General features: G+C 46.8%; 20 protein-coding genes. 14 read left to right on the top strand and 6 right to left on the bottom strand.

The window, feature by feature from the left end; genetic code table 11:
• Window positions 1-229: 229 nt before the first annotated feature.
• Both ACWHX8_RS09290 and ACWHX8_RS09285 read right to left on the bottom strand, forming a co-directional pair.
• Window positions 230-757: a hypothetical protein gene (locus tag ACWHX8_RS09290; RefSeq protein WP_447971673.1), complete on the bottom strand. Its 528-nt coding sequence runs from the start codon at window positions 755-757 to the stop codon at window positions 230-232.
• Window positions 758-819: 62 nt separating this feature from the next.
• Window positions 820-1,923: a HEAT repeat domain-containing protein gene (locus ACWHX8_RS09285; RefSeq protein ID WP_447971672.1), complete on the bottom strand. Its 1,104-nt coding sequence runs from the start codon at window positions 1,921-1,923 to the stop codon at window positions 820-822.
• Window positions 1,924-2,292: 369 nt separating this feature from the next.
• Here ACWHX8_RS09285 and proC point away from each other — a divergent pair, with 369 nt between their 5' ends.
• Window positions 2,293-3,126, top strand: coding sequence for a pyrroline-5-carboxylate reductase (gene proC, locus ACWHX8_RS09280; protein ID WP_447971671.1), 834 nt, complete (start codon window positions 2,293-2,295; stop codon window positions 3,124-3,126).
• A 93-nt stretch (window positions 3,127-3,219) separates the two neighbouring features.
• Here the strand turns inward: proC and ACWHX8_RS09275 are convergent, their stop codons facing one another.
• The 4 genes from ACWHX8_RS09275 to coaE all read right to left on the bottom strand — a co-directional run bounded on the left by ACWHX8_RS09275 (window position 3,220) and on the right by coaE (window position 7,451).
• Complete coding sequence (locus tag ACWHX8_RS09275; protein WP_447971670.1) at window positions 3,220-4,428, bottom strand: hypothetical protein; 1,209 nt, start codon at window positions 4,426-4,428, stop codon at window positions 3,220-3,222.
• Window positions 4,429-4,482: 54 nt separating this feature from the next.
• Entirely contained in the window at window positions 4,483-5,661 is a 1,179-nt protein-coding gene (gene thiI, locus ACWHX8_RS09270) for a tRNA uracil 4-sulfurtransferase ThiI (RefSeq protein ID WP_447971669.1), read from the bottom strand.
• Window positions 5,662-5,791: 130 nt separating this feature from the next.
• The gene (trxB, locus tag ACWHX8_RS09265; protein ID WP_447971668.1) at window positions 5,792-6,712 is read right to left on the bottom strand and encodes a thioredoxin-disulfide reductase; all 921 of its coding nucleotides are present in this window, start codon (window positions 6,710-6,712) and stop codon (window positions 5,792-5,794) included.
• Between the two features lie 109 nt (window positions 6,713-6,821).
• Window positions 6,822-7,451 carry a dephospho-CoA kinase gene (gene coaE, locus ACWHX8_RS09260; RefSeq protein WP_447971667.1) on the bottom strand — a complete coding sequence of 210 codons (630 nt, stop codon included), beginning with the start codon at window positions 7,449-7,451 and terminating at the stop codon, window positions 6,822-6,824.
• A 183-nt stretch (window positions 7,452-7,634) separates the two neighbouring features.
• Between coaE and ACWHX8_RS09255 the strand changes: the two genes are divergently transcribed.
• From ACWHX8_RS09255 to ACWHX8_RS09195, 13 genes are all read left to right on the top strand, one after another.
• Complete coding sequence (locus ACWHX8_RS09255) at window positions 7,635-8,681, top strand: right-handed parallel beta-helix repeat-containing protein (protein ID WP_447971666.1); 1,047 nt, start codon at window positions 7,635-7,637, stop codon at window positions 8,679-8,681.
• 290 nt (window positions 8,682-8,971) lie between these two features.
• Window positions 8,972-9,619 (top strand): molybdopterin-dependent oxidoreductase, encoded by a 648-nt coding sequence (locus ACWHX8_RS09250; RefSeq protein WP_447971665.1) that lies wholly within the window; start codon window positions 8,972-8,974, stop codon window positions 9,617-9,619.
• A 230-nt stretch (window positions 9,620-9,849) separates the two neighbouring features.
• A complete protein-coding gene (locus tag ACWHX8_RS09245; protein WP_447971664.1) occupies window positions 9,850-11,418 on the top strand; it encodes a M16 family metallopeptidase in 1,569 nt (522 codons plus the stop codon).
• 41 nt (window positions 11,419-11,459) lie between these two features.
• Window positions 11,460-12,869: a M16 family metallopeptidase gene (locus ACWHX8_RS09240; RefSeq protein ID WP_447971663.1), complete on the top strand. Its 1,410-nt coding sequence runs from the start codon at window positions 11,460-11,462 to the stop codon at window positions 12,867-12,869.
• A 72-nt stretch (window positions 12,870-12,941) separates the two neighbouring features.
• Complete coding sequence (locus ACWHX8_RS09235) at window positions 12,942-13,835, top strand: M48 family metallopeptidase (protein ID WP_447971662.1); 894 nt, start codon at window positions 12,942-12,944, stop codon at window positions 13,833-13,835.
• A gap of 69 nt (window positions 13,836-13,904) precedes the next feature.
• Window positions 13,905-14,930 (top strand): WD40/YVTN/BNR-like repeat-containing protein, encoded by a 1,026-nt coding sequence (locus tag ACWHX8_RS09230; RefSeq protein ID WP_447971661.1) that lies wholly within the window; start codon window positions 13,905-13,907, stop codon window positions 14,928-14,930.
• A 120-nt stretch (window positions 14,931-15,050) separates the two neighbouring features.
• Window positions 15,051-16,334 carry an ATP-dependent Clp protease ATP-binding subunit ClpX gene (clpX, locus tag ACWHX8_RS09225; protein ID WP_447971660.1) on the top strand — a complete coding sequence of 428 codons (1,284 nt, stop codon included), beginning with the start codon at window positions 15,051-15,053 and terminating at the stop codon, window positions 16,332-16,334.
• Between the two features lie 483 nt (window positions 16,335-16,817).
• The gene (locus tag ACWHX8_RS09220; RefSeq protein WP_447971659.1) at window positions 16,818-18,254 is read left to right on the top strand and encodes a sugar transferase; all 1,437 of its coding nucleotides are present in this window, start codon (window positions 16,818-16,820) and stop codon (window positions 18,252-18,254) included.
• 87 nt (window positions 18,255-18,341) lie between these two features.
• Window positions 18,342-19,364, top strand: a complete 1,023-nt coding sequence (locus ACWHX8_RS09215; RefSeq protein WP_447971658.1) for an NAD-dependent epimerase/dehydratase family protein — start codon at window positions 18,342-18,344, stop codon at window positions 19,362-19,364.
• A 50-nt stretch (window positions 19,365-19,414) separates the two neighbouring features.
• The gene (locus ACWHX8_RS09210) at window positions 19,415-20,185 is read left to right on the top strand and encodes a WecB/TagA/CpsF family glycosyltransferase (RefSeq protein ID WP_447971657.1); all 771 of its coding nucleotides are present in this window, start codon (window positions 19,415-19,417) and stop codon (window positions 20,183-20,185) included.
• Between the two features lie 76 nt (window positions 20,186-20,261).
• A complete protein-coding gene (locus ACWHX8_RS09205) occupies window positions 20,262-21,188 on the top strand; it encodes a class I SAM-dependent methyltransferase (RefSeq protein WP_447971656.1) in 927 nt (308 codons plus the stop codon).
• 133 nt (window positions 21,189-21,321) lie between these two features.
• A complete protein-coding gene (locus tag ACWHX8_RS09200; protein WP_447971894.1) occupies window positions 21,322-22,305 on the top strand; it encodes a GDP-L-fucose synthase family protein in 984 nt (327 codons plus the stop codon).
• A 125-nt stretch (window positions 22,306-22,430) separates the two neighbouring features.
• Window positions 22,431-23,555, top strand: a complete 1,125-nt coding sequence (locus ACWHX8_RS09195; protein ID WP_447971655.1) for a bifunctional UDP-4-keto-pentose/UDP-xylose synthase — start codon at window positions 22,431-22,433, stop codon at window positions 23,553-23,555.
• Window positions 23,556-23,652: the final 97 nt, after the last annotated feature.

The raw sequence follows: 23,652 nt of genomic DNA, 5'->3' as shown, positions 1-23,652 counted from the left end.
TCGATGCTCAATTCTTTTTATCGGTCTCTTTTTGTGAGGATATATCGAAAGACCTTGCCGAATTATTCATTTTTGCCTGTATCATGACATCACCTCCTGGATCAGTTTGTTCTTCTTAGGGCAGACTCCCTCACGCTCAATGCAACTGAGCATCAAAAAACTGCACGTCAGGTTTGAGAGAAAAAAGTTTTGATTTTTGAACCATGCAAACTGGTGAGATTGATAAGGATTACGAACAGGAAAAATCAGTCTGCAATTCTTGAATAATTTCCGTCCATTCTTGAACGTGTGGCAGATACTGCTGAGAAAGGGATGTCGACTCAGATGGCATACTGACATCAAGGCTCGAGAAAATGTTTTGTGCCGTTGCGTTATACTGACTGGCTAACGCCAACAATTGACAGGCTCCAGTTGGAGCTGGAGGTTGCCCACCAGCTTGCTCGAAAAGCGCAATGGCTCGATACCCGTTTTCTTGTGTGCGAAATAAGGCTTCGATCCCCGAGTAGACAGTTTTCCGTGGCAGATCAAAGTCTTTTTTTGCTAAAATGGCGGCCATCATCGCGGCCTTTCCAATTGAAAGGGCAGCTCCATGTGGATCACCACCGGCCATCACATCATTTGCCTGATTTTCTAACCGCTCTAACTCAGCCTGCTCTCCAACAAGCTGAGCGAAAGCTTGTGTGCTGAATCCCAACACGACTGAGAGAATAAAAAAAAGAGGCAATTTCCATAGAGAGCCTTGAGGCAATCGTTCCATGCTTTGACGTGATGTATTCACAGGAGTGAAAGACGTTCAATGATAACACGCTGTTCTGCCCATTAATTCGCTTGTTCATCCATATCGACTTGTTTAATCGTCCAATCCACGGCCAGCCGAAGCTCACTCATGGGTTTTGATGTATCGTAGATCAGCCAAACTTTTTCTTCTAATTTCCTCAGTGGGCCGATCGATTTCCCGTCCCGCAACTTCCCAAGACCCCACACCACTTCGGTCATCACAGGAAAATCAATGTCCTCTGATGACTCTAGATCATCCACCCGCTCGGTAAGGTAATTTAAAATTGGAGGGGTGATGTCATGATCTCCAGTTATGGCGCCAATCGATCCCAAGCCTTTGGCTGCCGCCGCACGGATTGATGAGTCATTTTTCGTATTTGTGAATATACTGGTGAGCACGGGGATTCCAGGACTTCCCGTTGCGGCCAGTGCGGCAATGCTCTCTACCGAATGCGTCTCCTCTTGTTGAAATTCTTTTAAATAGGGTTGCGCTTCCTGTGACTGCAGATTGGGCATGACGGAGAGTATCGTCAACCTTCGGTCTTGAGATGTGTTTGCCCCTTTCAGCAAAGTCAGCAGTCGTTTTTCGTGACCCCATTGTGCGGCAAGTTTGACGGGGAAATCATACTCTTCAAGTTTGTCTTTTAATTGAGCTAAGGCAAAGTCCCCAGTTTTTTTCACATTCGCGGCCTTGGCTGCGGCCCGCACATCGTCAAAGTCTGTCCGGACTTCTTTTTGCCAACCCGAGTCCCTCCCTTCCAAAAAATAGGCAAAGAGGCAGGCAGGGCCCTTCCACAGACGTGCCGGACTGTCAACCTGATCCGCATCACCGCCAGCTCGTGTTGTCCCCGTGGATTTTTTCTGTTCCTCACATTTGACACGAAATTCAACGTCATGCGGTTGCTTGCGATCAGTGACAATCGTGTAGTCAAGTTCTTGTAAGCGACGAGTAATGACGTTGATAAGCGGAGCGGCATCGCCACGGCCTCGTTCAGTCAACGCCAAGACGTTGACAAATATGGTATTCGCGTTGGACAGTTTGGCCTTTTGTTCACGAGAAAAACTGTCCCGAGTCGCTGCAGAAACGTCAGTGATCATCGCAAAGCATAAAAACGCACAGCCGAGTAAAAATATTTCCCGTCTCATCACATGCTCCTCCCAGATCGGTACGTAACGAAGAAGATTGTCAAGCGTTAGAATTCTACGGAATCGGTTCCTTCCTAGCCATCTCATGCAAGACGATCATTTCTTTGCTTACTAGATGATGATGTCGTTGAGTCATTGATAAGGACAACAGATGAGATGCCAAAGCATCGGTTTCTCCGACTTAATGGGAATTTCTAAAAACTATACCTTTCCAGAGCATAAGCCAGCAACTTCTGCCGAGCAATGAACAAATTGGCGTTCAAAAGAATATGTTTCTGCCATATGTGCCAGTATGTGAATGGGAGCAGGCTCATCGTGTGGCACGACAGTTGAGTTGAACCCATGATAAGGGCAGGGTATACTCGGTGAATGTTGAAGAATCAAAAAATCGCCTTTATTGGTGCAGGAAATATGGCTGAAGCGTTGCTGGCCGGCCTTCTGCAATCGCATGCTGTAGACCCATCCAACATTTGGGCCACGGATGTATCGCAAGTTCGCCTCAATTCCATCAAAGACACATATCAGATTCAGGTTGGGACCGATAATACGGATGCCGTGAAATGGGCGACCATTATTATTATGGCTGTTAAACCTCAAGTTCTTCCCCAAGTTCTCCAGGAAGTCAAGACAGGGTTGACAACCTCTCAACTCGTTATTTCAATCGCAGCCGGCATTCCTCTGTCGGCAATCATTGGTGAACTCTCTGAGTCTACTTCCGTGATCCGGGCTATGCCGAATACCCCCTGCCTTGTCCAGCAAGGCGCCACGGCTCTCGCCGCGGGTACAACTGTCACCCAAGACCATATGAACATGGCTGAGGCCATTTTTGAGGCATCCGGCAAAGTTGTGGTGGTTGAAGAAAAGCTGATGGATGCCGTTACTGGGTTGAGTGGAAGCGGCCCTGCCTATGTCTATGTGATGATAGAAGCATTGGCCGATGGTGGAGTCCGCATGGGACTGCCTCGCCACATTGCACATACACTTGCCACGCAAACCGTACTTGGAACGGCGCATATAGTTGTCGAAAGTGGCGAGCACCCCGGACAGTTAAAAGATCGAGTCACCTCTCCTGGAGGAACAACCATCGCTGGACTTCATGAATTAGAGAACGGCGGGGTTCGCGCAACATTGATGAATGCCGTCGCCGCAGCAACGAAGCGGTCTCAAGAGCTTGGGGCGTCACACAACAAAGAAAACGTCTAGTCTTAGTGCCGCGTAGGATTTTTAGAATCTAAGACCACGATCACGTACAGTGAATGTATGTGGTACGTCGTAGACATTCGAAAAAATCACACGTCAGATCCCTTGCCATCCTCCCTTTACATCTACGTCCAGAGGGCTAACATCGGTAATAGCTTCACGCCTCGGCTCACGTTGTAGTGTCGGGAAGAACATATGAATACACACCAAGCATTCCATCCCGAATGGCAGATAGCCGGCATAGCCTAAAATCGGCATTTCGAACACTTGAAAGACGTGAAGATGAGGAATGGCATATTCCCAATGTGCCAAACTATAGACATTCCACAATTCCCAAAGAACTCCACACAGAAGCCCGCCAACGGCTGGCACGACAATCGGTTGCCAATCGCCGCATCGAAGACATTTCAGTATCGAGGCTTGGCCCTGAAGCAGTTGAATCGCTAACATGAGAAGCAATGGGGAGGTCCATAACAGTGGATACAAGACCCTGGGCCAAAGCCCAATACCGATTAGCCCTAGAGAGGCTAACAGCAGGAGGGCCCACCCAAGGAATTTTTCATTCCGAAAGCTAACCTTCCACCAATTGCGAAATGGCGCTGTGATGCAATCACACGACAGTAGGAATTCATAGGTGCCATAAACCGCAGGAAGGACGATGGAGAACGACAGGCTTCCGAAAAACACATAGGCGAAGGCCGAAATCTCTTCGTTCGGCAGGTAATACCAATTTTGAACGAATCGATTCAGATACTCAAACACCCACCAAAATATCGCACTTATCGGAAATAAGCTTAAAAAGATTTTTGACTGATTGACCATAAGACAACGACTCGTTCGCATCATCGTACAGGCATTGATCAAGACAATGTAACTCAGCCAGAGAGGCGTAAAGGTATGAAGTTGAACCGCTGCTATGGCAGGCCATCGTGTCCAGGCCGCCAACCATGCGACGGCTAAGGACCCAACGGCACACCATCCCCAAGTCGGGAATGATCCAGTCGGCGCTTTTTTCGACGAAGGACGAGGAAATGTTATCAGCCGCCAAATAAATGGTGACATCACGAGAACAATGCCAAAGGCGGTAGTCGTAAAAAGTGTCCAGGAAACTTCACCGGGGGCAACAGACCCTGGTCGTGGAGGAAAAAAGAGAAAAGGCCAGATTGATGCTCCTGAAAGCCATGTTCCGAACAGTGGTAGTCCCAGAAAGGTAAGCAGAAGAAGCAGTGAGTGAAGATATCGCATGTGCGAGTCCGCTATGAGAGCAGGCATGACAGGGGAACTGGCTCCTGACCGATTACTCATACCTTGGCCGCCTCAGCCCAGACTACGTGGACCCAAGGCATGTTCTGGTTGAGATTAATTTGGGAAGGTATAGTTAGCACATTCTACGTGTTCAATGCCTTGCTTCAACATTCCAGCAATATCAAGCCCTTCTTCAATGTGTTGAATGTCGGATAATCGTGCGCGAGTATTTGGATGTGGCGGGACGAAAAGGGTGCAACAGTCTTGATCTGGCTCAATCGATGTTTCAAAGGTCTGAATCGCTTGTGCCTGTTCGGTAATTTCGATTTTATCCATTCCAATGAGTGGACGAAGTATCGGCAGCGCCGTGACTTCACTCACGACTTGAATATTGCCTGGAGTTTGCGAAGCGACTTGCCCAAGACTGTCTCCCGTGACAAGGGCCCAGGCCTCCTCTTGTCGCGCTAATTCTTCGGCTATTCTCATCATCATCCGCCTATAGAGCACCACGCGGACAGGGGCAGGCGCACCAAGAACAATCTGTTGTTGAATGTCACCAAATGGCACAAGGTATAACTTTGAGGAAAGTTGATACGAGGTCAATAAGGTGACTAAATCTCGTACTTTTTCCTCTGAGACGCGGGAGAGATACGGACGTCCGTGAAAATGGACAAACACAACCCGGCATCCACGTTTGATCATTCGATACGCGGCAACCGGTGAATCAATTCCTCCCGACATGAGGCATAATACCTTCCCTCCGGTCCCGACTGGGAGTCCGCCAGGTCCTGGCTCTTTATTGAACGCATAGTAGGCTTCGTGTTTTAAAATTTCGATGTAGACCGTTAAATCCGGCTTTGAGAGATTCACACGTTTATCTGTGTGTGCACAAATGTCCGCACCAATTTCCCGATCGATATCCATCGAGGTTTTGGGAAATCGTTTTTCGGCTCGTTTAGTTAGGACACGGAATGTCGTGAATGCATGGGTAGAAATATCTCGCCGAATGGCTTCTTTGAGCTTCGTTAAATCTGATGACGTATATGAAATCGGCGCCGACCGGGCGAAGGAAAAATTCGTCACACCAAATGTGCGAGCCAACGTGTCATGAATGCATTCCCAAGACCGTTCTTCCGGGAAGCTGACTCGAATTCGACCGGGTAAGGCTTCAACTTGGATTGCCTTGAGGTTTCTGAGCGCGGATCGCAGATGGTGGACCATCCGTTGCTCAAAGAATCCGCGATTTCTTCCTTTGAGAGCGACCTCATGATAATGAACCAGTGCGTGAAACATTCAATGCATCATGAAGCGTGAGATGAGATAACGATCAGGTATCGTATTCGAATAGACAATTGTCGACTCGACATTCCGTAACCGACATATTCTATTCGTGCGCATAGCTATGAACATGACACGTGAGATATTACTCGAGACCTTCAAGAAAACGTTCGGCATCAATGGCAGCCATACATCCTGATCCTGCCGCCGTAATCGCCTGTCGATACTGCGAGTCTTGAACGTCCCCAGCGGCATAGACGCCGGGAATATTCGTCGCAGCGCTATGTGGTTGGGTCACAAGATAACCAGCGTCATCCATATCGAGAACACCTCGAAACAAACTGGTATTGGGGGTATGGCCAATCGCCACAAAGATTCCTGCACAAGGAAGATCCTCTATTTCCTTGGTCTTCACATCTTGCACACGGATTCCAGTCACGACATCGTCACCAAGCATTTCATCGATAGTCGTATTCCATCGAAATGAAATTTTCTCATTGTTTTCGGCACGATCCTGCATAATTTTTGAGGCACGTAATGAATCGCGCCTGTGGATGATCGTCACCTTAGTCGCAAACTTTGTGAGAAATGTGGCTTCTTCCATAGCACTATCTCCCCCTCCAATGACGACGATTTCTTTTTCTCGAAAAAAGAAGCCATCACAGGTAGCACAGGTAGAGACGCCATGCCCCATGAGTCGGCTTTCAGAGGGAAGCCCTAAGAGGTTCGCTGAGGCACCCGTGGAGATAATGAGGGTCTTAGCTTGAATCGTCTCCTCGTCATCGATCGTGATGGAAAATGGACGGTTGGCAAGATCAACCTTGGTGACATGGCCTTGCCGAAATGCCGTGCCAAATCGTTCAGCTTGAGCTCGCATATCCATGATCAACTGTGGCCCCATAATGCCTTTAGGAAATCCTGGAAAATTTTCAACATCCGTTGTGATGGTTAATTGTCCACCTGGCTGAGAACCATCAATCAGGAGAGGGGAAAGATTGGCCCGGGCGGTGTACAAGGCGGCGGTCAGGCCCGCAGGTCCAGACCCAAGAATGACAACATTATGCATGAAACGACTCCTTATTCGTTGAAGTACTCCCTTGCCGTGCGACATGCATGGGCTTGGGAAAGGGAGAAGGCTGATGATACTGTGCTATCAGACATGAAAGACACAATGGTTATATTTTTTGTCGAGCCTCTTTTTGAAAGAGACGATACAGGGTTCGAACAATTGGACGTAGTCGCGTCAAGGGCAGTGCCCCGTTGATCACATGATCAGCATACTGTTTTTTTTCAAGAAGCGGCATCTGATGTTGCAATCGACGTATAGCTTCAGCTCGGGACATGCCCGTTCGACGGCATGCCCGCTGAATTTGTATCTGTCGATTGGCGGTCACAACGACGACTCTGTCCATACGTGTGTAGGCTTCTGACTCAATAAGCATGGCGGCGTCATAGATGATCACCGCTTCCGGATTATCCTGAAACACTTGCCGTACCAGGCGAGCCTGCTCACGTGCCACGCGGGGATAGAGAATATCCGTTAATTGCCTGAGCTTACGAGGATTGTCAAAGACGACATCCGCCAGAGCCGCTCGATTCACGGTATTCTGTTCAGTCAATATTCCTCGGCCAAATGTTCGAATAATATCCTTCCAGGCCACTCGGTGAGGTTTGACGACCTCTCGTGTGAGACGATCAGCATCAATGATCCATGCACCATAGTGCTGAAATATTTGCGCAAGGGTTGTCTTCCCCGATGCCAAGCCACCCGTCAGGCCCACGATGAGCATATCGCACCATAGCATAGGATTTTTCCTCGTCACAATCATGACTTAGAGGCGTGTGAGCTCCGTAGCTTGACCCACAGGTATCACATAGGTTATTGCCTTAGAAGACGTATCGGCACATTGTGCATTGACAACGATACCGGGCAACCAGTTTTTTCACTACCTTAGGATCAAATAATGAGAGGGCTTTGTAAACAGCACGTGAAGCACGTAACTTCCCTCACACTCATGCTTGCGACTCTCTCCCTCGTCCTTGGATTTTTAGGACATTCATTCAGTTGGGCCACGTCATCCTCGAAAGCGCAGCCGCCGGATACAGAAGGTTGGACTGTGGCATTAGATGGTACGGGGGCATATCTTTCCATACAAGAAGCGATCGATGCCTCGAAGTCCGGCGATACAATTTGGATCAAGGCTGGAACCTATGCCGAAGATGTCACCGTTCATAGCAAAGAAGGACTCAAGATTATTGGGGAGCGAATGGACTTAGTGGTGCTGACTGGTTTGAAGCGCGTCGGGACTCTCCACATTGGCAAATGGCCCTACGGTGCACAAAATGTCGAAATTCATAATCTCACCGTTCATCAACATGGCGGATTAGGGTTGGGCATTTTCAATGGTGGCGGGATTCTCTTGAAAAAGATTCATGTTCAAGGCATGGTGTTTGGGCAGGAAGTTGAGGATGTGCGCATAGAAGATTGCGTGATAGGTGGAAGTGAAACGACAGGGGTCGCGTTTGCCAACTCTAAGGCCAGCCTTATCGGTAATTTCATTCATGACAATGATCACGGTGTTGCGGTGGGGGGAACGTCAGAGGTGCTCTTAAAGCATAATGTCATTACTCGAAGCTTGTTTGAAGGCATTATGGTCCATGATACGTCCAAGGCTGTGGTGATTCAAAATACGCTTGTGAAGAACGGTGGGGGGATCGCGTTTCATGACACAACGCAAGGTGAAGCGCATGGGAATATTTTGACCGACAGCCAGATTGGGGTTCTTGTCTCTCCGCAAAGTCAAACGGCCTTCTCCTTCAATGTCTTGTTTGCCAATGACGCAAACTATCTGCAAAAAGAAGCGTCGAATGTTCCCGCTCCGCTTGATCGGCAAAGTCAAACCGATGTGAATGTCTCGCCGACCTTTGTGGGACCAGAAGAAGATGATTTTCGCTTGGTATCCGATACAACACTACGAAATATTGGGCAATTCCCTTTCTTGGGCGCATTAGCACCAATTGATTCCGGCAGCTGATTTTTTGTCGTCCCTGGTACATACGACTCATGGTGCGATGTTCATTGTTTATAGCGAAACCAAATAACTTCCAACCGAATGTACATCATGTACACAGCGCAAAAACACACGTCGTACAAACGGAAGTAAATTGGAACGGCTATAATTTACCGACGACTCAAAGATCCGTCCCTCATTGTTCAGTTAGTCCAAGCCTCCAAACGTTCATTCAGCGTGTAAGAATAAGGGTGACATAGAGCCCATTCATTCCTGGCTTGTGTTGAGATCGCATATCTGGAGGGTAGAAAAATATGGACATCAATGAAAAAATTCTCAGAGCCAAACAAAAACTCATGCAGCGGGGTCGAGGAGATTCGGCTCGAGAAGTTGATGAAGACTATGGTGACCCTCGTGTCCCGCCGGGGCAACATGTAGTCAATAATTGGCCTGTGCTGGATCTTGGCTTTAAGCCTGAAATTTCACTTGAAGAATGGAAATTGGAAATTGATGGACACATCGAAAATCCAGTCACCTGGAATTGGGACGCATTTCACGCCCAACCATCTCTAACCATAACCACAGACTTTCACTGCGTCACGAGTTGGAGTCGTTTGGATAACGAATGGGTAGGGGTGAGTTTTAAACATGTGCTCGATGTTGTTCGCCCACTTCCGTCCGTCAAGTTTGTCTTATTTGAAGCGTATGATGATTACACGACGAATCTTCCGTTGTCTGTCTGCCAGGATGATGATGTCTTTCTGGCTTCACAATGGAAACAACTTCCTCTATCGAGAGACCACGGTGGGCCAGTTCGCATGATTATTCCAAAGCTCTACGCCTGGAAAGGCGCGAAGTGGATTAAAAAGATCACTTTTGCCGAGAAGGACCAAAAAGGGTTTTGGGAAGTCCGTGGCTATTCGAATACCGCACTTCCATGGAATAATGATCGATATGGTTAAGCATTGGAAGCATGACTTTGTCACAGACGTGAACGTTTGGACATGCCTCCTCACGTAGAGACTCAACGAATTCCATGGCATGGTGTATTCTATAATTGTTGTGACATAAGGATTGTCCTCCTCTATGATAGTCACAGCGCGAATGCCCTTCCCATTCGCCTTGCATGCGTTCTGGTTGACTGGGTAGGATGTAGGTAATGTTCCACTATCTTGAATGAGGTGATGACAGGATGATATCTCTCAAGCATGTGTTGAGGAAACCGATTTGCGTTTATGGGTTCCTACTGGCTTTTTCCTTCCCACTATTCATCTCTCAGGTTTTTGCACAAGATCTCGCATCATTTTCCAAACACGTCACTCCCCACACCTTAAAAAATGGTTGGACGTTTATTATTGTTGAACGTCCCAAAGCACCCGTTTTTGCATTTATGACACGGGTTAATGTGGGTTCCGCACAAGAACAGAGCGGCCGGACCGGTCTTGCCCATATGTTTGAACATATGGCGTTCAAAGGAACACCACGACTCGGAACATCGAATTATGCGGAGGAGAAAACTGCCCTGAAGAACCTTGAAGACGCATACCTCGCCTATCAACAGGCCAGAGTTGCATCGGATAGCGATCCATCGACCGTCAAGGAACGCAAAGCGCACTTTAAAAAGATGCAAGAGGTGGCCAGCCAGTACGTCGTGAAAAATGAGTTTGGAGATATTATCGAACGCGAAGGTGGCGTCTCATTGAATGCGTTCACGGGGTCTGATGTCACTGGCTATTTCTATGCCTTACCATCGAATAAAGTTGAACTGTTTGCCTATTTAGAGTCTGAGCGATTTCTGCACCCGGTCTTTCGCGAGTTTTATAAAGAACGGGATGTGGTGATGGAAGAACGCCGCCTTCGGACCGAAAGCCGTGCCATCGGTCGCTTGCTCGAGCAATTTATTGCAACGGCCTTTATTGCGCATCCCTATCGCCATCCAGTCATTGGGTTTGCGAGCGACATTCAGTCGTATACCATGACGGATGCCGAAGCATTTTATCGTAAGCATTATGTGCCAGCGAATATGGTGACGGCCATCGTTGGCGATGTGAAAGCAGAGAAGCTCATCCCGCTCTTAGAAGCATATTTTGGAAGAATTCCCGAAGGACCAAAACCAAATCCGCTCAGAACGGTTGAACCGCCTTCTATCGCGGAAAAAACCGTGGTGCTTCGCGATCCTTCACAGCCATTTTACCTGGAGGGATATCACAAGCCAGCAGTAACGCATCCCGATCAGCCTGTGTTTGACGCCATCGACGATATTTTGACAAATGGACGGACGTCTCGCTTCTATCGGTCACTGGTCCGTGATAAACAAATAGCCGTGTCAGCCGGCTCGTATAGTGCCTACCCAGGAGAAAAATACCCACATCTCTGGATCGCCTATGGCGTCCCAAGCCGTGGCGTGAGCAATGCCACCGTACAGGACGCGTTGCGTACGGAGATAGAGCGCATAGTCACTGAAGATGTGACGGATGAAGAATTGCAAAAGTTCCGCACTCGCGCCAAAGCCGGGTTAGTGCGAGCGCTTGGCAGTAACTTGGGATTAGCCATGTACCTAACGGACTATCAAATGTTGTTCGGCGATTGGCGTGAATTATTTACCTATATCGGTCGCTTAGAGAGCGTGACCAAGGCTGACATTCGCCGGGTTGCGGGCCAGATGTTTCAGGAAGCAAACCGTGTCGTTGCCATGATTGAAACAAAACCGCCCCAACCGATCAACACCGACGCAGCAGTTTCAGGAGGTCAGCAACAATGAGTATCCTGTTGAATATCTTCAAAGTGTGCGGTTGTATATGCTTGATACTTTTGCTGAGTCTGTCGCGACAAGGCCCCAGTTATGCTCAAGTTGATCGCGTTGAAGACCTACGGTTTCCACCTCTCTCAGAACTCGAAATACCAGTGCCAACACGCGTGGAGTTGGAAAATGGAATGGTTATTGTCATGATGGAGGACCACGAACTTCCACTCGTCCGTATCTCTGCAAAGATACGGACGGGTTCTCGATTAGAATCAACTTCGCAGACTGGGCTCGCTCAACTGGTCGGAACGGTGATGCGGAGTGGTGGAAGCACATCATTAGCGGGTGATGCGTTGGATGATTTTCTCGAAGGTAAAGCCGCGACCATTGAAACCTCCATCGGTGAAACCGCCGGCACAGCAGCAATGAGTTGCCTGAAAGACGACTTTCCAGATGTGTTACGCGTCTTTGCAGATGTTCTCCGGCATCCATCTTTTGATCCCCAAAAACTGGCTATTGCTAAAAACCAAACGATGGCGGGCATTTCTCGACAAAATGATAATCCTGACGCCATTCTCGGAAGAGAATTTAAAAAACTGGTGTACGGTCAAGACTCTCCCTATGCACGAACGCCTTCCTATGCCACGGTGAGTGCGATCACTCAAAAAGATTTGATCGCGTGGCATACATCCTACTTTCATCCCAATCGAATGATTTTGGGAATCACGGGAGATTTTCAATTAGATTCGGCGCTGAAGATGCTCAAAGATGCATTTGGAAATTGGCCGGCGGGTCCGACAGTCAAAGACATTTCGGTTCCGTATCAAGAATCGAATGCGGCAAAAGTCTTTTATGTTGAAAAAAATGATATGACGCAAGCGAAAATCATGATGGGACATTTGGGGGTCATGCGACGGAATCCCGACTATTACCCCCTGGTCATCGTCAATCAGATATTATCCGGCTCCTTTGGTGCTCGACTGTTTTCAAACGTTCGATCCAAGCAGGGACTTGCGTATGATGTGCACGGAGGAGTGGGGTTTCAGTGGGACTATCCAGGCTTGGCCAGTTTAATGATGTCAACAAAAACTGAAACGACAGGTGCCGGTATTGATGCACTCATTGCCGAATCTCAAAAAATGGTGACGGAGCCGCCCACGGAGGAAGAAGTGACTAAAGCAAAGGGAGCCATTTTAAATTCGTATATTTTTTCCGTGGATTCTCCAGCCAAAGTGTTAGGCAAATACGTCACGCATGAGTATTATGGATACCCTGCCGACTGGTTTGTCCAGTTTCGAAAAGGTATCGAACAAGTGACGACTGAGCAAGTGCGGGAAGCCGTTCGCCTACATTTACGACCAGATAACTTTTCCATCTTAGTCGTTGGCCCACGAAAGGGCACCGCTTCTGCGTTGGCACGATATCATGACGTGCAAGAGGTTGATATCACAATTCAGGAAGCTAGCTAGGCCATTATGACATTGAACTTCCTTCATACATCGGACTCATCTATGAACACACACGTATGTTGGCGGCAGAACATGAAGGTGCTTGTCTGTCTGCTTGTGATGAGTGTCGGGTTGACCGGGTGTGAAACAAACCCGTATACCAAACGCTCTCAACTACTCTTGCTCCCGGATTCGTATATGACGAATATGGCCGCGACGCAATACAATCAAGTGCTTCAGGATCCTGAAGTCACACTCTCGACAAACCCAAAAGAAATTGAACCTGTGAAGCGGGTCGCCGCGCGAATTATTGAAGCGGCGAAACGATCAAAGTATGCAGAAGCCGCGAAAGCATTTAAGTGGGAAGTCTCCGTCATTAAAGATGACAATACGAAAAATGCGTGGGCGATGCCAGGAGGGAAAATTGCTGTCTATACGGGAATCTTCCCTATGGCAAAAACCGAGGCTGGCCTTGCGGCCATCATGGGGCATGAAGTGATTCATGCCTTGGCGCAACATGGTGGTGAACGAATGAGTCAGGGGTTAGTGTCGCAATTTGGCATGACGGCTGCGGCTGTTGCCCTCTCGACGCAAGGCTTCAGTCCGCAAATGAATCAGCTCGCCATGCAAGCTCTCGGGATGGGAGCGCAAGTGGGCGTTCTTCTTCCCTTTAGTCGCAGCCATGAATCTGAAGCTGATTACGTAGGAGTCTTATTGGCGGCCGATGCCGGCTATGATCCCCGGGAAGCCATCAATATCTGGCAACGTATGGCGCAAGCCTCTCAAGGAGCGCCCTCTGAATTTCTTTCAACACATCCAGCGCATGAAACACGCATTGCCGATTTAAAAAAATGGATGCCGGAAGCTATGGCGCTCTATCAGCCTGCCCAGAAGGCACCAGAGAAAAATTTACCGCTGATTCATCCTTCTCCACCGGCTAAGGCCAAAGCTGGTACTCCCAAGGGGAAGACATCATTGCGACGTTAGCGCTGTACGCTTCGTGTCTCAACACAGAGGTCAAGTTTTTCACGACTTCTTATCATTTTCACACACATCATGAATGAAAAATGGCTCTGCCTGCCAGTTCTCCTTGCCTTGTTTGCCTCTGCAGCTTGCGGCCGCAGTGAACCCGTGGTGGAAATTGCGCTTCATCCATCGAAGCCCAATATACTCTACATTGCAACCAATGCGTATCTTTATAAATCAAGAGATGAAGGCGCAACATGGAAAAATATTTCACAAGGGATGACGCATTCGCGTGTGATCTCTTTAGCCATCGATCCGCTATTTCCAGCCAATGTGTATGCGGGAACGAAAGGTGATGCGGTATTTAGAAGTTATAACGGTGGCCAGAATTGGGAATCGAAACGAGCCGGGCTTGAAGGTGTGACGATTTCGTCCGTCGTCCATCAACTCGTCGTTGTCCCTGGGTCCAGTCAACGGTTTTTTGCCGCCACGTCTATGGGTGTGTTTGAGACAGAGACTGCAGGGGAGACGTGGGTCAAACGAATGGAGGGCATGAAGGAAGTCCTCATGGTCGTGTCTCTCAGTATTGATCCTCAGCAACCTCAGACGTTGTATGCGGGAACGAGTGGTGGTGTCTATAAATCGTTAGATGGTGGGCATTGGTGGGACAAGGTCAATAATGGTCTTGTGGATCCCGAGGTTTTGAAATCATCACGAGCACTGGGAGTCACCAAAATACGGATTGATCCTCATCATTCTGAATCCGTCTATGCCGCAACATTAATCGGTCTGTATAAGACGGTGAATGGTGGCCAATCATGGGAGAATATTGGAGAAGATCTTCCTGATCAGATGCTGAGCGACTTACTCATTGACCCCACCAATCCTGATGTCATATATGTCGGGAGCCGAGAAGGAGTTCATCGATCGACGAACGGCGGAACAACGTGGCGCCCAATCAACGAAGGATTGGAAAATCTCAATATTCGAGCGCTGGCCATGAATCCACAGGATTCGCAGGTGCTTTATGTTGGAACAAATGGAAGTGGGCTGTATCGAAGTCGAAGTGGTGGAGAATCCTGGGAGCCAGTTCCATTGATTATCGCTGAAAATTAACGCAACACATCATGTTGGCCGACGCGTTTGATAATTTCTGACGGTCCTATTATGATGCGGTGGTTTCGTGAATGTCCTGCATGAATCTTCATTCATTTTATTGATAAGGAAACTGTAGCATTGAGTGATTCGACACGTGGGCAGAAATTCAAAGACATGACCTGCGCATTTTGTGGAAAACCACAAGGCCCAGGGAAAACCCTCATCCAATCTCCAACGGACCAAACCTGTCCCCAATGTCAGACGCAAGGACATGTGTTCATCTGCCAGGATTGTGTACAACACTGTTCAAAGTTTCTTGCCGGACAACCTCACGTCCATGAGCCAGTTGCCATCCCTGAAGGTCCACTGCCGACGCCTCCAGAAATAAAGGCGGTGCTGGATCAATACGTGATCGGCCAAGAACGCGCGAAAAAAGTCCTATCCGTCGCGGTCCATAATCATTATAAACGTGTCTTTAGCGGGCAAAAATTACAAGATATTGAATTAGAAAAAGGCAACGTGATGCTCATCGGAGCGACGGGGACAGGGAAAACGCTGTTGGCCAAGAGCCTGGCCAAAATTCTTCAAGTCCCATTTGCCATTGCCGATGCCACAACGGTAACGGAAGCCGGATATGTCGGGGAAGATGTCGAGAATGTGGTGTTAAAATTGTTGCAGGCCAGCGACTTTGATCTTGCACGAGCGCAAATCGGGATTATCTATATTGATGAAATCGATAAAATTAGCCGGAAGTCGGAAAGTGCCTCCATTACTCGTGATGTGTCTGGAGAAGGCGTACAGCAGGCGCTCCTGAAGCTTGTCGAAGGGACGGTGTGTAATATCCCTCCGAAGGGAGGACGCAAACATCCTGAGCAAGAATTTTTGCGAGTCGATACGGCCAATGTGTTATTTATCTGTGGGGGAGCGTTTGTCGGATTGGATGAGTTTATCGCTCAACGCACCAATCAAAAACGATTAGGGTTTGGAGCGACCAATGAACCCATTGAAACACATACTGCAGATTCATTAATTGATCGCGTCCGGCCTGAAGATCTCCTCAAGTATGGTCTCATTCCTGAATTTGTCGGTCGTTTTCCTATTCTGTCGACGTTGCGTGACTTAAGCGTTGCAGATATGGTTCGAGTGATGACCGAACCCAAGAACGCGCTGATTAAACAATATCAAGCATTATTCCAATTAGATAATATTCATCTGACATTTACGCCAGAAGCCATACGGCTTATTGCCGAAAAATCCGTCTCGATGAAGACTGGCGCCAGGGCACTCAGAAGTATTTTGGAGGATTTGATGCTAGACATCATGTATGACGTGCCAGCTCTTCAAGAAGTTCGTGAGGTTGTCATCAATCAAAAAGTGGTAGAAGGGACGGCGGCCCCACAATTACTGAAAAAGTCCGCGTAAGCTTTCGTTATTTTTTTGATAAAGAAAATCTGACTTCCCCTCACTTTCCCGCTTGCCTTAGCCAATATATGTTGTAACTTTATTATTGTCCCTTAAACGAATGTTGTCGTGCATGTGCTGCAAGTTGTTATCTATGAAGGAAACATAAGCCCTATTCCAGACGATGTGTCAATATTCAAACTAACGTAGAAATACTGTATCATTTTACCTTCGCTTAAACCCTTAGTGAAATAACGACGTCAATATATAGCATTGAATTTAAAGATAAAAATAATATTTTCTCTCCATGAGAAATAAGCCTATAAATTGCATGCCTATTTATTGGCTCTGTGGGTTCAACAAGTCTCGATTTTGATCAATTCACCTATTTGTTTTCATGATCACCTCTCAATGATGTCTCAGTGAGCCTTGTTGCCATAAGGTAACTAGCATCATGCACACTAACCGTACTACGCGCTGATTTATCGAAAGATGAATGGATATATGCAAATTCGACGAAAAATTTTGCTTGAAAGCCTCAAAGGAGTTGATCTTATTCTTTTGGGACTCGCATTTTCCCTTGCGGTTGCCCTTGCATACTCCTCTTCAGGAAATATTTCATTCAGCGAGTTTTTTGCGATTCGCGTTAAAATCGAAAACATTCTTTTTGTCAGTGGCATGGTTATTGTGTGGCATAGTATTTTTTCATTCTTTCAAATCTATGAATCCCGGCGTCTCTCAACCCTCAAGGACGAATGCCTCGATCTCCTGAAGGCCATGTCGCTTGCGACGCTGGTCTTAGTGACAGCAGCCGTGATTTTTAAAGTCGATATCATCACGCAATGGTTCGTTCTGGCTTTTTGGAGTGTGGGGTTGATCCTTCTTGTGGGCAGTCGACTCATTTTGAGATTGACGTTAAAGCAAGCCAGGCTGAATGGACGAAATATTAGAAATATTTTAATTGTAGGCACCAACCCGCGAGCCGTGCAGTTTGCACGAGATATTCAAGCGAAACCTGAGTTAGGGTATAAACTTGTTGGATTTTTAGACGAACCCTGGGATGGAACTGAAAGCTTTTCACAAACAGGGTATTCGATTGTCTCGGATTTCGAGAACTTTCAAAGTTTTCTTCGGTGTTTTGTGATCGATGAAGTCATGATTGCGCTTCCTGTAAAGTCCTACTATGCACAGGCAGCACAAATCGTGGAACAATGTGAAGAGCAGGGGGTCCTCATCCGTATCTTAGGCAACATGTTTTCACCTAAGGTTGCCCATGAACGGGTCGAACATTTTGGGACGCATTCACTCTTGACACTGCAACCTGGGGCACTTGGGGATCAAGCCTTTTTCTTTAAGCGAATTATCGATATTTCAGTATCGTTGCCTCTTCTGATGATGTTGCTACCATTTTTTGCCTGTATTGCCCTTGCGATTAAACTCACTGAAAAGGGTCCCGTTTTTTTTGCTCAAGAACGTATTGGGCGCAATAAACGGCAATTTCGTCTCTTTAAATTTCGTACGATGGTGCCTGGTGCAGAAAAGATGCTCAAAGAAATTGAACATCTCAATGAAGTGCAAGGAGCCGCGTTTAAGATCGAGGACGACCCCAGACTCACGCCGTTAGGACGCTGGCTGCGAAAAACAAGCATCGATGAACTCCCGCAATTTTGGAATGTGTTAAAGGGTGACATGAGCCTCGTCGGTCCTCGCCCCTTACCCATTCGAGACTTTGAAGGGTTTACCGAAGATTGGCACCGTCGACGTTTTAGTGTTCCCCCTGGGATCACCTGCTTATGGCAAGTGAATGGGAGAAGTCGGCTTTCTTTTGAAAAATGGATGGAACTGGATATGCAATATATAGATCAATGGACACTGTGGCTGGATCTCAAGATTCTCTTGAAAACCATCCCGGTAGTCTTGAAAGGAACAGGCGCGGCATAAACAATCGCCACTTGGATAGTGAAGGGTAGAAATTATCTTGTATCTTTTGGAACAGAATCATCATGCAATAACGATTAGGAGGATCGAATGAGTAAGGATCGAGTCTTAGTTACTGGTGCTGGAGGATTTATCGGCCACCATTTAGTTACCGCGTTAAAAAAGATGGGATACTGGGTTCGTGGGGTAGATATCAAAAATCCTGAATACGCGAAAACGGATGCTGATGAATTTTTCTTGTTGGACCTTCGGCGCTGGGAAAATTGCCTCAAAGCCTCTGAGTCGATCGACGAAGTCTATGCTTTGGCTGCCGACATGGGAGGAATGGGATTCATTTCTAACCATCATGCCGAAATTTTGCACAACAACATACTAATTAATACCCATAGTCTCGAAGCCGCGCGTGTGCAAGGTGTGAGTAAATACCTGTTTACGTCGTCTGCATGCGTGTATCCTGAACATATGCAGACCGATACCAATGTTATCCCTCTGAAAGAAGACGATGCGTACCCTGCTTTTCCGCAAGACGCATATGGGTGGGAAAAGTTAGTCATCGAACGCCTCTGCATGCACTATCGAGACGAATATGAATTATCAACGAGAGTTGTACGCTTCCATAATATTTTTGGTCCTTTAGGAACATGGGATGGGGGAAGAGAAAAAGCTCCAGCTGCCCTATGCCGAAAAATTGCAAAGGCGAAATTAACGGGGGATTCGACAGTCGAAATTTGGGGTGATGGGGAACAGACCCGATCCTTTTGCTACATCGATGATTGCGTCGCCGGATTGATTAAACTCATGAAATCAGAATTTTCTGACCCTATCAATCTTGGGCAGGATCGTATGGTATCAATCAATCAGTTGGCGGACATCATCGCGAACGTCGCAGGAGTTTCGATAACACGGAAGCATATTCCCGGCCCGCAAGGTGTACGGGGTCGAAATTCGGATAATACATTGTTGCGACAGGTTCTGGATTGGGAACCAAGTATTTCCCTGGAAGAAGGGTTTGCCAGGACCTATCCTTGGATCGAACAACAAGTTCAAGAACAAAAGCATGGGGCCAAGATGGTGACTGAGGTTGTCTCGGCTACCACCAGCGCAGCGAGCTAGACACTAAGGGGGGAATGAAGAATTGAGCATGCTATGGTGGTTTTGGCCAAATGAATGATCAGGTAATCCCACGCGTGAATGTGCTTGGTGTCGGGGTGAGCGCTATCAATATGACGCAGGCCATCGATACCTTTGACCAGTGGATTCGAAATAGAGAACGCCACTATGTCTGTATTACAGGCGTGCATGGGGTAATGGAAAGCCAGCAAGATAGCCGTCTTCGTGATATCCATAATCAAGCTGGGCTTGTCACACCCGATGGAATGCCCTTAGTGTGGATTAGCCGTTGGCAAGGTTATTCAAATGTTCATCGTGTGTATGGGCCGGACTTACTGCTACGTGTCTGCCAACATTCAGTCTTAAATGGATACCGACATTTTTTTTATGGTGGAGCTGACGGCGTCGCCCAAACATTGGCAGATCGCCTTGTCAGCCGATTCCCCGGGTTGAAGGTCGTGGGTGCCTATTCTCCACCTTTTCGAGAGCTGACGTCCCAAGAAGATGAAGAGATTCTATATATGATCAATGAGAAACAACCACATTTTGTCTGGGTAGGAATGAGTACCCCGAAGCAAGAACGATGGATGGCTGCGCATCAGGGAAAACTTTCGGCTGCAGCTATGATCGGTGTCGGTGCCGCGTTTGATTTTCATGCAGGGCTGAAAAAACAGGCCCCGCATTGGATGCAACGCTCTGGCCTTGAATGGTTTTTTCGACTTCTTACCGAACCACGACGATTATGGAAACGCTACCTGACAAATAATCCGAAGTTTCTCTATGCCATGTGTTTGCAAACATTGAAAATTCGTCAATATGAATAAATTCTTCTCTGTGTTACGAGAGTTAGGATGACTCCTTCTTCAAACGCAAGATTTATCGAAAGTAGATTGGCTGACCATGAACGCAAAAAAAATTGCTAAGTCTTGCTTACTGACAACGCAAAAGATTTGCCTGAAACTTGGCTTTCACCTTCTTCCCGTGCATCACTATACCTCTGTTCCAAATGTGCTTGAACTTCAACGAGAGCCAGACCTATGGCGAAGAAAGTCAGAATTACCTGGGTTACTGATTAATCTGGAAGAGCAAGCAGCTAATCTCAAGACCATATGCATGCCGTATCAAAAAGAGTCTGAAGGGAATAAAACCTATAGAGAAGCGGTTGCAGAGCATTGGGGACCAGGCTATGGGTATATTGAAGCCCAGGCATTGCACGCCTTCATTCGCCATTACAAACCTAAAAAAATCATTGAAGTGGGAAGTGGCGTGTCCACGTCGTGTATGCAAAAAGCTCTAGATATGAATTATGAAGAAATAGGCGAAAAGGCAAAATTGCTATCGATAGAACCCTATCCTTCAGAAAAACTGAGGCAAATGCCGGGCCTTGAACTTATTTCTGAAAAAGTACAACGCGTGCCATTCGATGTTTTCTCTGAGTTAGATAGCCATGATCTCTTATTTATTGACTCTTCTCACACTGTACGAGTAGGGGGAGATGTAAATTACCTAATCCTGGAAGTGTTACCACGTCTAAAGAAAGGCACTCTTGTTCATTTTCACGATATTTTTTTCCCATATGATTATCAACGGGATGTACTTCAAACGCTATTTCATTGGCCTGAAACATCGCTGCTACAAGCCTTTTTGTGTTTCAATCAACATATTAAAGTGATTTTTTGTCTTAGCCTTATGCACTATTTCCAAAAGAACGACCTTAAGTCTGTATTTCCTGAATACGAACCCCAGGTAGATAACACTGGGATTCCAATCGATTCAATGCAAATGCATAAACATTTTCCCTCATCCATCTTTTTTCAAATCCAATAGTGCATATACGCGAAAAAATACACCCTCACGAGTCCAGAACAATGCGTTTTTATATGAAAAAGCCCATAGACTGTCACCACTCCTTATGCATTATTCTGAATAAGGGCTTAGCTCACCCGATGATCAGGACATGATGAAGCTCGATAGTAGAATATTTGTGGCTGGCCATAAGGGAATGCTGGGATCGGCTATTGTGAGAACCCTTTTGGATCATGGCTATTACAACCTTGTACTGAAATCGCGTCAGGAGTTAGATTTAACCAGACAAGCCGATGTTGAACAGTTTTTCTCATCTGAAAAACCTGAGTATGTGTTCCTGGCTGCAGCAAAAGTTGGAGGAATTTTAGCGAATCGCGTGTATCCCGCCGATTTCATTTTTCAGAATCTCACGATTGAAACACATATTGTGGATGCCGCCTATCGTCATGGAGTGAAACGATTACTTTTTTTGGGAAGTTCTTGTATGTATCCTAAAGAATGTCCACAACCCATGAAAGAGGAGCATTTGCTTAGCGGATACCTTGAGCCGACAAATGAACCCTATGCAATTGCCAAAATTGCTGGTATTAAAATGTGTGAGGCATATAATAGACAATATGCAACGCAATTTTTGAACGTACTCCCTCCTAACCTTTACGGACAGGGTGATAATTTTGACCTTGAGACAAGTCACGTGCTCCCTGCGTTGCTAAGGAAATTTCATGAAGGTCGTGAGCAGGGAACTCCGGTCTCGATTTGGGGTACTGGTCAGGCTGAGCGTGAGCTATTGTACATTGATGATTGTGCCGATGCCTGCGTCTTTTTGATGAACCTACGTGCCAAGCCTTTTCAGCAACTCCTTTGCTATGAAGCTGGCCCGATCATCAATGTTGGGACGGGTGAAGGGCAGTCTATACGCGAATTAGCTCACGTCATTCAGCAGATCGTTGGATACGAAGGAGAGGTGGAATGGGATGCAACAAAGCCAGAAGGGATGCGAACGAAAGTTCTTGATGTCTCACGGCTCGATCATTATGGTTGGAAGCCACAGGTTTCGCTGAACGAAGGGATTCAACAAACGTATGATTACTATCTTCAACTGTTAGATCAAGAAAATGTCAGAGAGGTAGCGTACTAAATGAGAAATAATATTTTCCATTTTTCTGTACCTAAAAATAAATCGGTGCGACCCGTGATCATGCAAGGTCGGCAAGCTGATGGCCACCTGTATAGCGGGTATTGTATTCAACGAGGAGGCCTCGAATGAAAGTCCTAAGTCTTGGTGGAGCTGGTTTTATAGGGTCACATCTCACAGAACGGTTGCTGCATGAGAACCACTCTGTGATGGTTGTGGATTACTATGATGACAAAATTTCGGAATTGATTGGACAGCCTGGACTAACCTTATTGAAACAAGACATTCGCGAAGACAATTGGGGACTCGAAGAGCATGTCAAAGATGCCGACGTAGTCATCGATCTGATCGCGTATGCCAATCCTGGCCTCTACGTGAAAATGCCTCTCGAAGTTTTTGAGCTCAATTTTACGGAAAACTTAAAAATCGCCAAAGCATGTCAAATGTTCAACAAACGTCTTATTCAATTCTCAACCTGTGAGGTCTACGGCAAGACTCCGGCAAGTTTTCTAAATGGTAATTTGGTGAATCCCAATGACCCTACCCATGCAACATTTTCCGAAGATCACACCAATTTGATCATGGGGCCAATTGAAAAGCATCGGTGGATCTATGCGTCTGCCAAACAATTACTAGAACGTATCTTACATGCCTATGGTCTAGAGCAGGATTTTAATTATAGTATCATCCGTCCGTTTAACTTTATCGGTCCCAAAATTGACTATCTGTTGAATGAAACAGATGGCATTCCGCGAGTGTTTTCTTATTTCATGGATGCGTTGATTCATGGAGGTCAAATGAAGCTCGTCGACGGAGGGAATCACCGGCGCTGCTACACTTACATTGACGATGCGATTGAAGCCATTTACCGAATCGTCCAAAATCCCAATGGAGTTTGTGATCAAGAAATTTTTAATATTGGTTCTCCTCAGAATGAAACAAGCATTAAAGATTTAGCTGATTTAATGAAGAACATTTATGCTAACGATGTGTGGCAAGAAGGAATGCCGGAACTTCCCCAAATTATAGACGTATCGTCTGAAGAATTTTACGGAAAAGGGTACGAAGATTCAGATAGACGTATTCCGGATATTACCAAAGCCAAAAGTTTACTTGGGTGGGAGCCAAAATGGGATATGGTTAGCACGCTCAAAGCGACGATGAATTATTACGTCACCGAATATCGTTTGCACTATGGAATGCGATCATGGAAACATGACTTGCTAAAGAAGGCTATGGTCGCAAAGCATTAAGACGTGTGTGTATTTTTCTGCAGACAAGGTGAAATTGTGATTCTTGGAATGGCTCGAAGTTAGGTATAGTGAGGCAGTTGACTCTCGTGCAGTGGGA

Source organism: Nitrospira sp. M1 (genome assembly GCF_965152605.1).
The sequence above is the reverse complement of the archived record's forward strand: the minus strand, read 5'-3'. Positions and strand labels throughout refer to the sequence as shown.

What these genes read in the sequence shown, in the direction of transcription:
- ACWHX8_RS09290 (WP_447971673.1), bottom strand. Translation starts at nt 757, where the DNA reads ATGGAACGATTGCCTCAAGGCTCTCTATGGAAATTGCCTCTTTTTTTT.
- ACWHX8_RS09285 (WP_447971672.1), bottom strand. Translation starts at nt 1,923, where the DNA reads ATGAGACGGGAAATATTTTTACTCGGCTGTGCGTTTTTATGCTTTGCG.
- proC (WP_447971671.1), top strand. Translation starts at nt 2,293, where the DNA reads ATGTTGAAGAATCAAAAAATCGCCTTTATTGGTGCAGGAAATATGGCT.
- ACWHX8_RS09275 (WP_447971670.1), bottom strand. Translation starts at nt 4,428, where the DNA reads ATGAGTAATCGGTCAGGAGCCAGTTCCCCTGTCATGCCTGCTCTCATA.
- thiI (WP_447971669.1), bottom strand. Translation starts at nt 5,661, where the DNA reads ATGTTTCACGCACTGGTTCATTATCATGAGGTCGCTCTCAAAGGAAGA.
- trxB (WP_447971668.1), bottom strand. Translation starts at nt 6,712, where the DNA reads ATGCATAATGTTGTCATTCTTGGGTCTGGACCTGCGGGCCTGACCGCC.
- coaE (WP_447971667.1), bottom strand. Translation starts at nt 7,451, where the DNA reads ATGCTATGGTGCGATATGCTCATCGTGGGCCTGACGGGTGGCTTGGCA.
- ACWHX8_RS09250 (WP_447971665.1), top strand. Translation starts at nt 8,972, where the DNA reads ATGGACATCAATGAAAAAATTCTCAGAGCCAAACAAAAACTCATGCAG.
- ACWHX8_RS09245 (WP_447971664.1), top strand. Translation starts at nt 9,850, where the DNA reads ATGATATCTCTCAAGCATGTGTTGAGGAAACCGATTTGCGTTTATGGG.
- ACWHX8_RS09235 (WP_447971662.1), top strand. Translation starts at nt 12,942, where the DNA reads ATGAAGGTGCTTGTCTGTCTGCTTGTGATGAGTGTCGGGTTGACCGGG.
- ACWHX8_RS09230 (WP_447971661.1), top strand. Translation starts at nt 13,905, where the DNA reads ATGAATGAAAAATGGCTCTGCCTGCCAGTTCTCCTTGCCTTGTTTGCC.
- ACWHX8_RS09220 (WP_447971659.1), top strand. Translation starts at nt 16,818, where the DNA reads ATGCAAATTCGACGAAAAATTTTGCTTGAAAGCCTCAAAGGAGTTGAT.
- ACWHX8_RS09215 (WP_447971658.1), top strand. Translation starts at nt 18,342, where the DNA reads ATGAGTAAGGATCGAGTCTTAGTTACTGGTGCTGGAGGATTTATCGGC.
- ACWHX8_RS09210 (WP_447971657.1), top strand. Translation starts at nt 19,415, where the DNA reads ATGAATGATCAGGTAATCCCACGCGTGAATGTGCTTGGTGTCGGGGTG.
- ACWHX8_RS09205 (WP_447971656.1), top strand. Translation starts at nt 20,262, where the DNA reads ATGAACGCAAAAAAAATTGCTAAGTCTTGCTTACTGACAACGCAAAAG.
- ACWHX8_RS09200 (WP_447971894.1), top strand. Translation starts at nt 21,322, where the DNA reads ATGAAGCTCGATAGTAGAATATTTGTGGCTGGCCATAAGGGAATGCTG.
- ACWHX8_RS09195 (WP_447971655.1), top strand. Translation starts at nt 22,431, where the DNA reads ATGAAAGTCCTAAGTCTTGGTGGAGCTGGTTTTATAGGGTCACATCTC.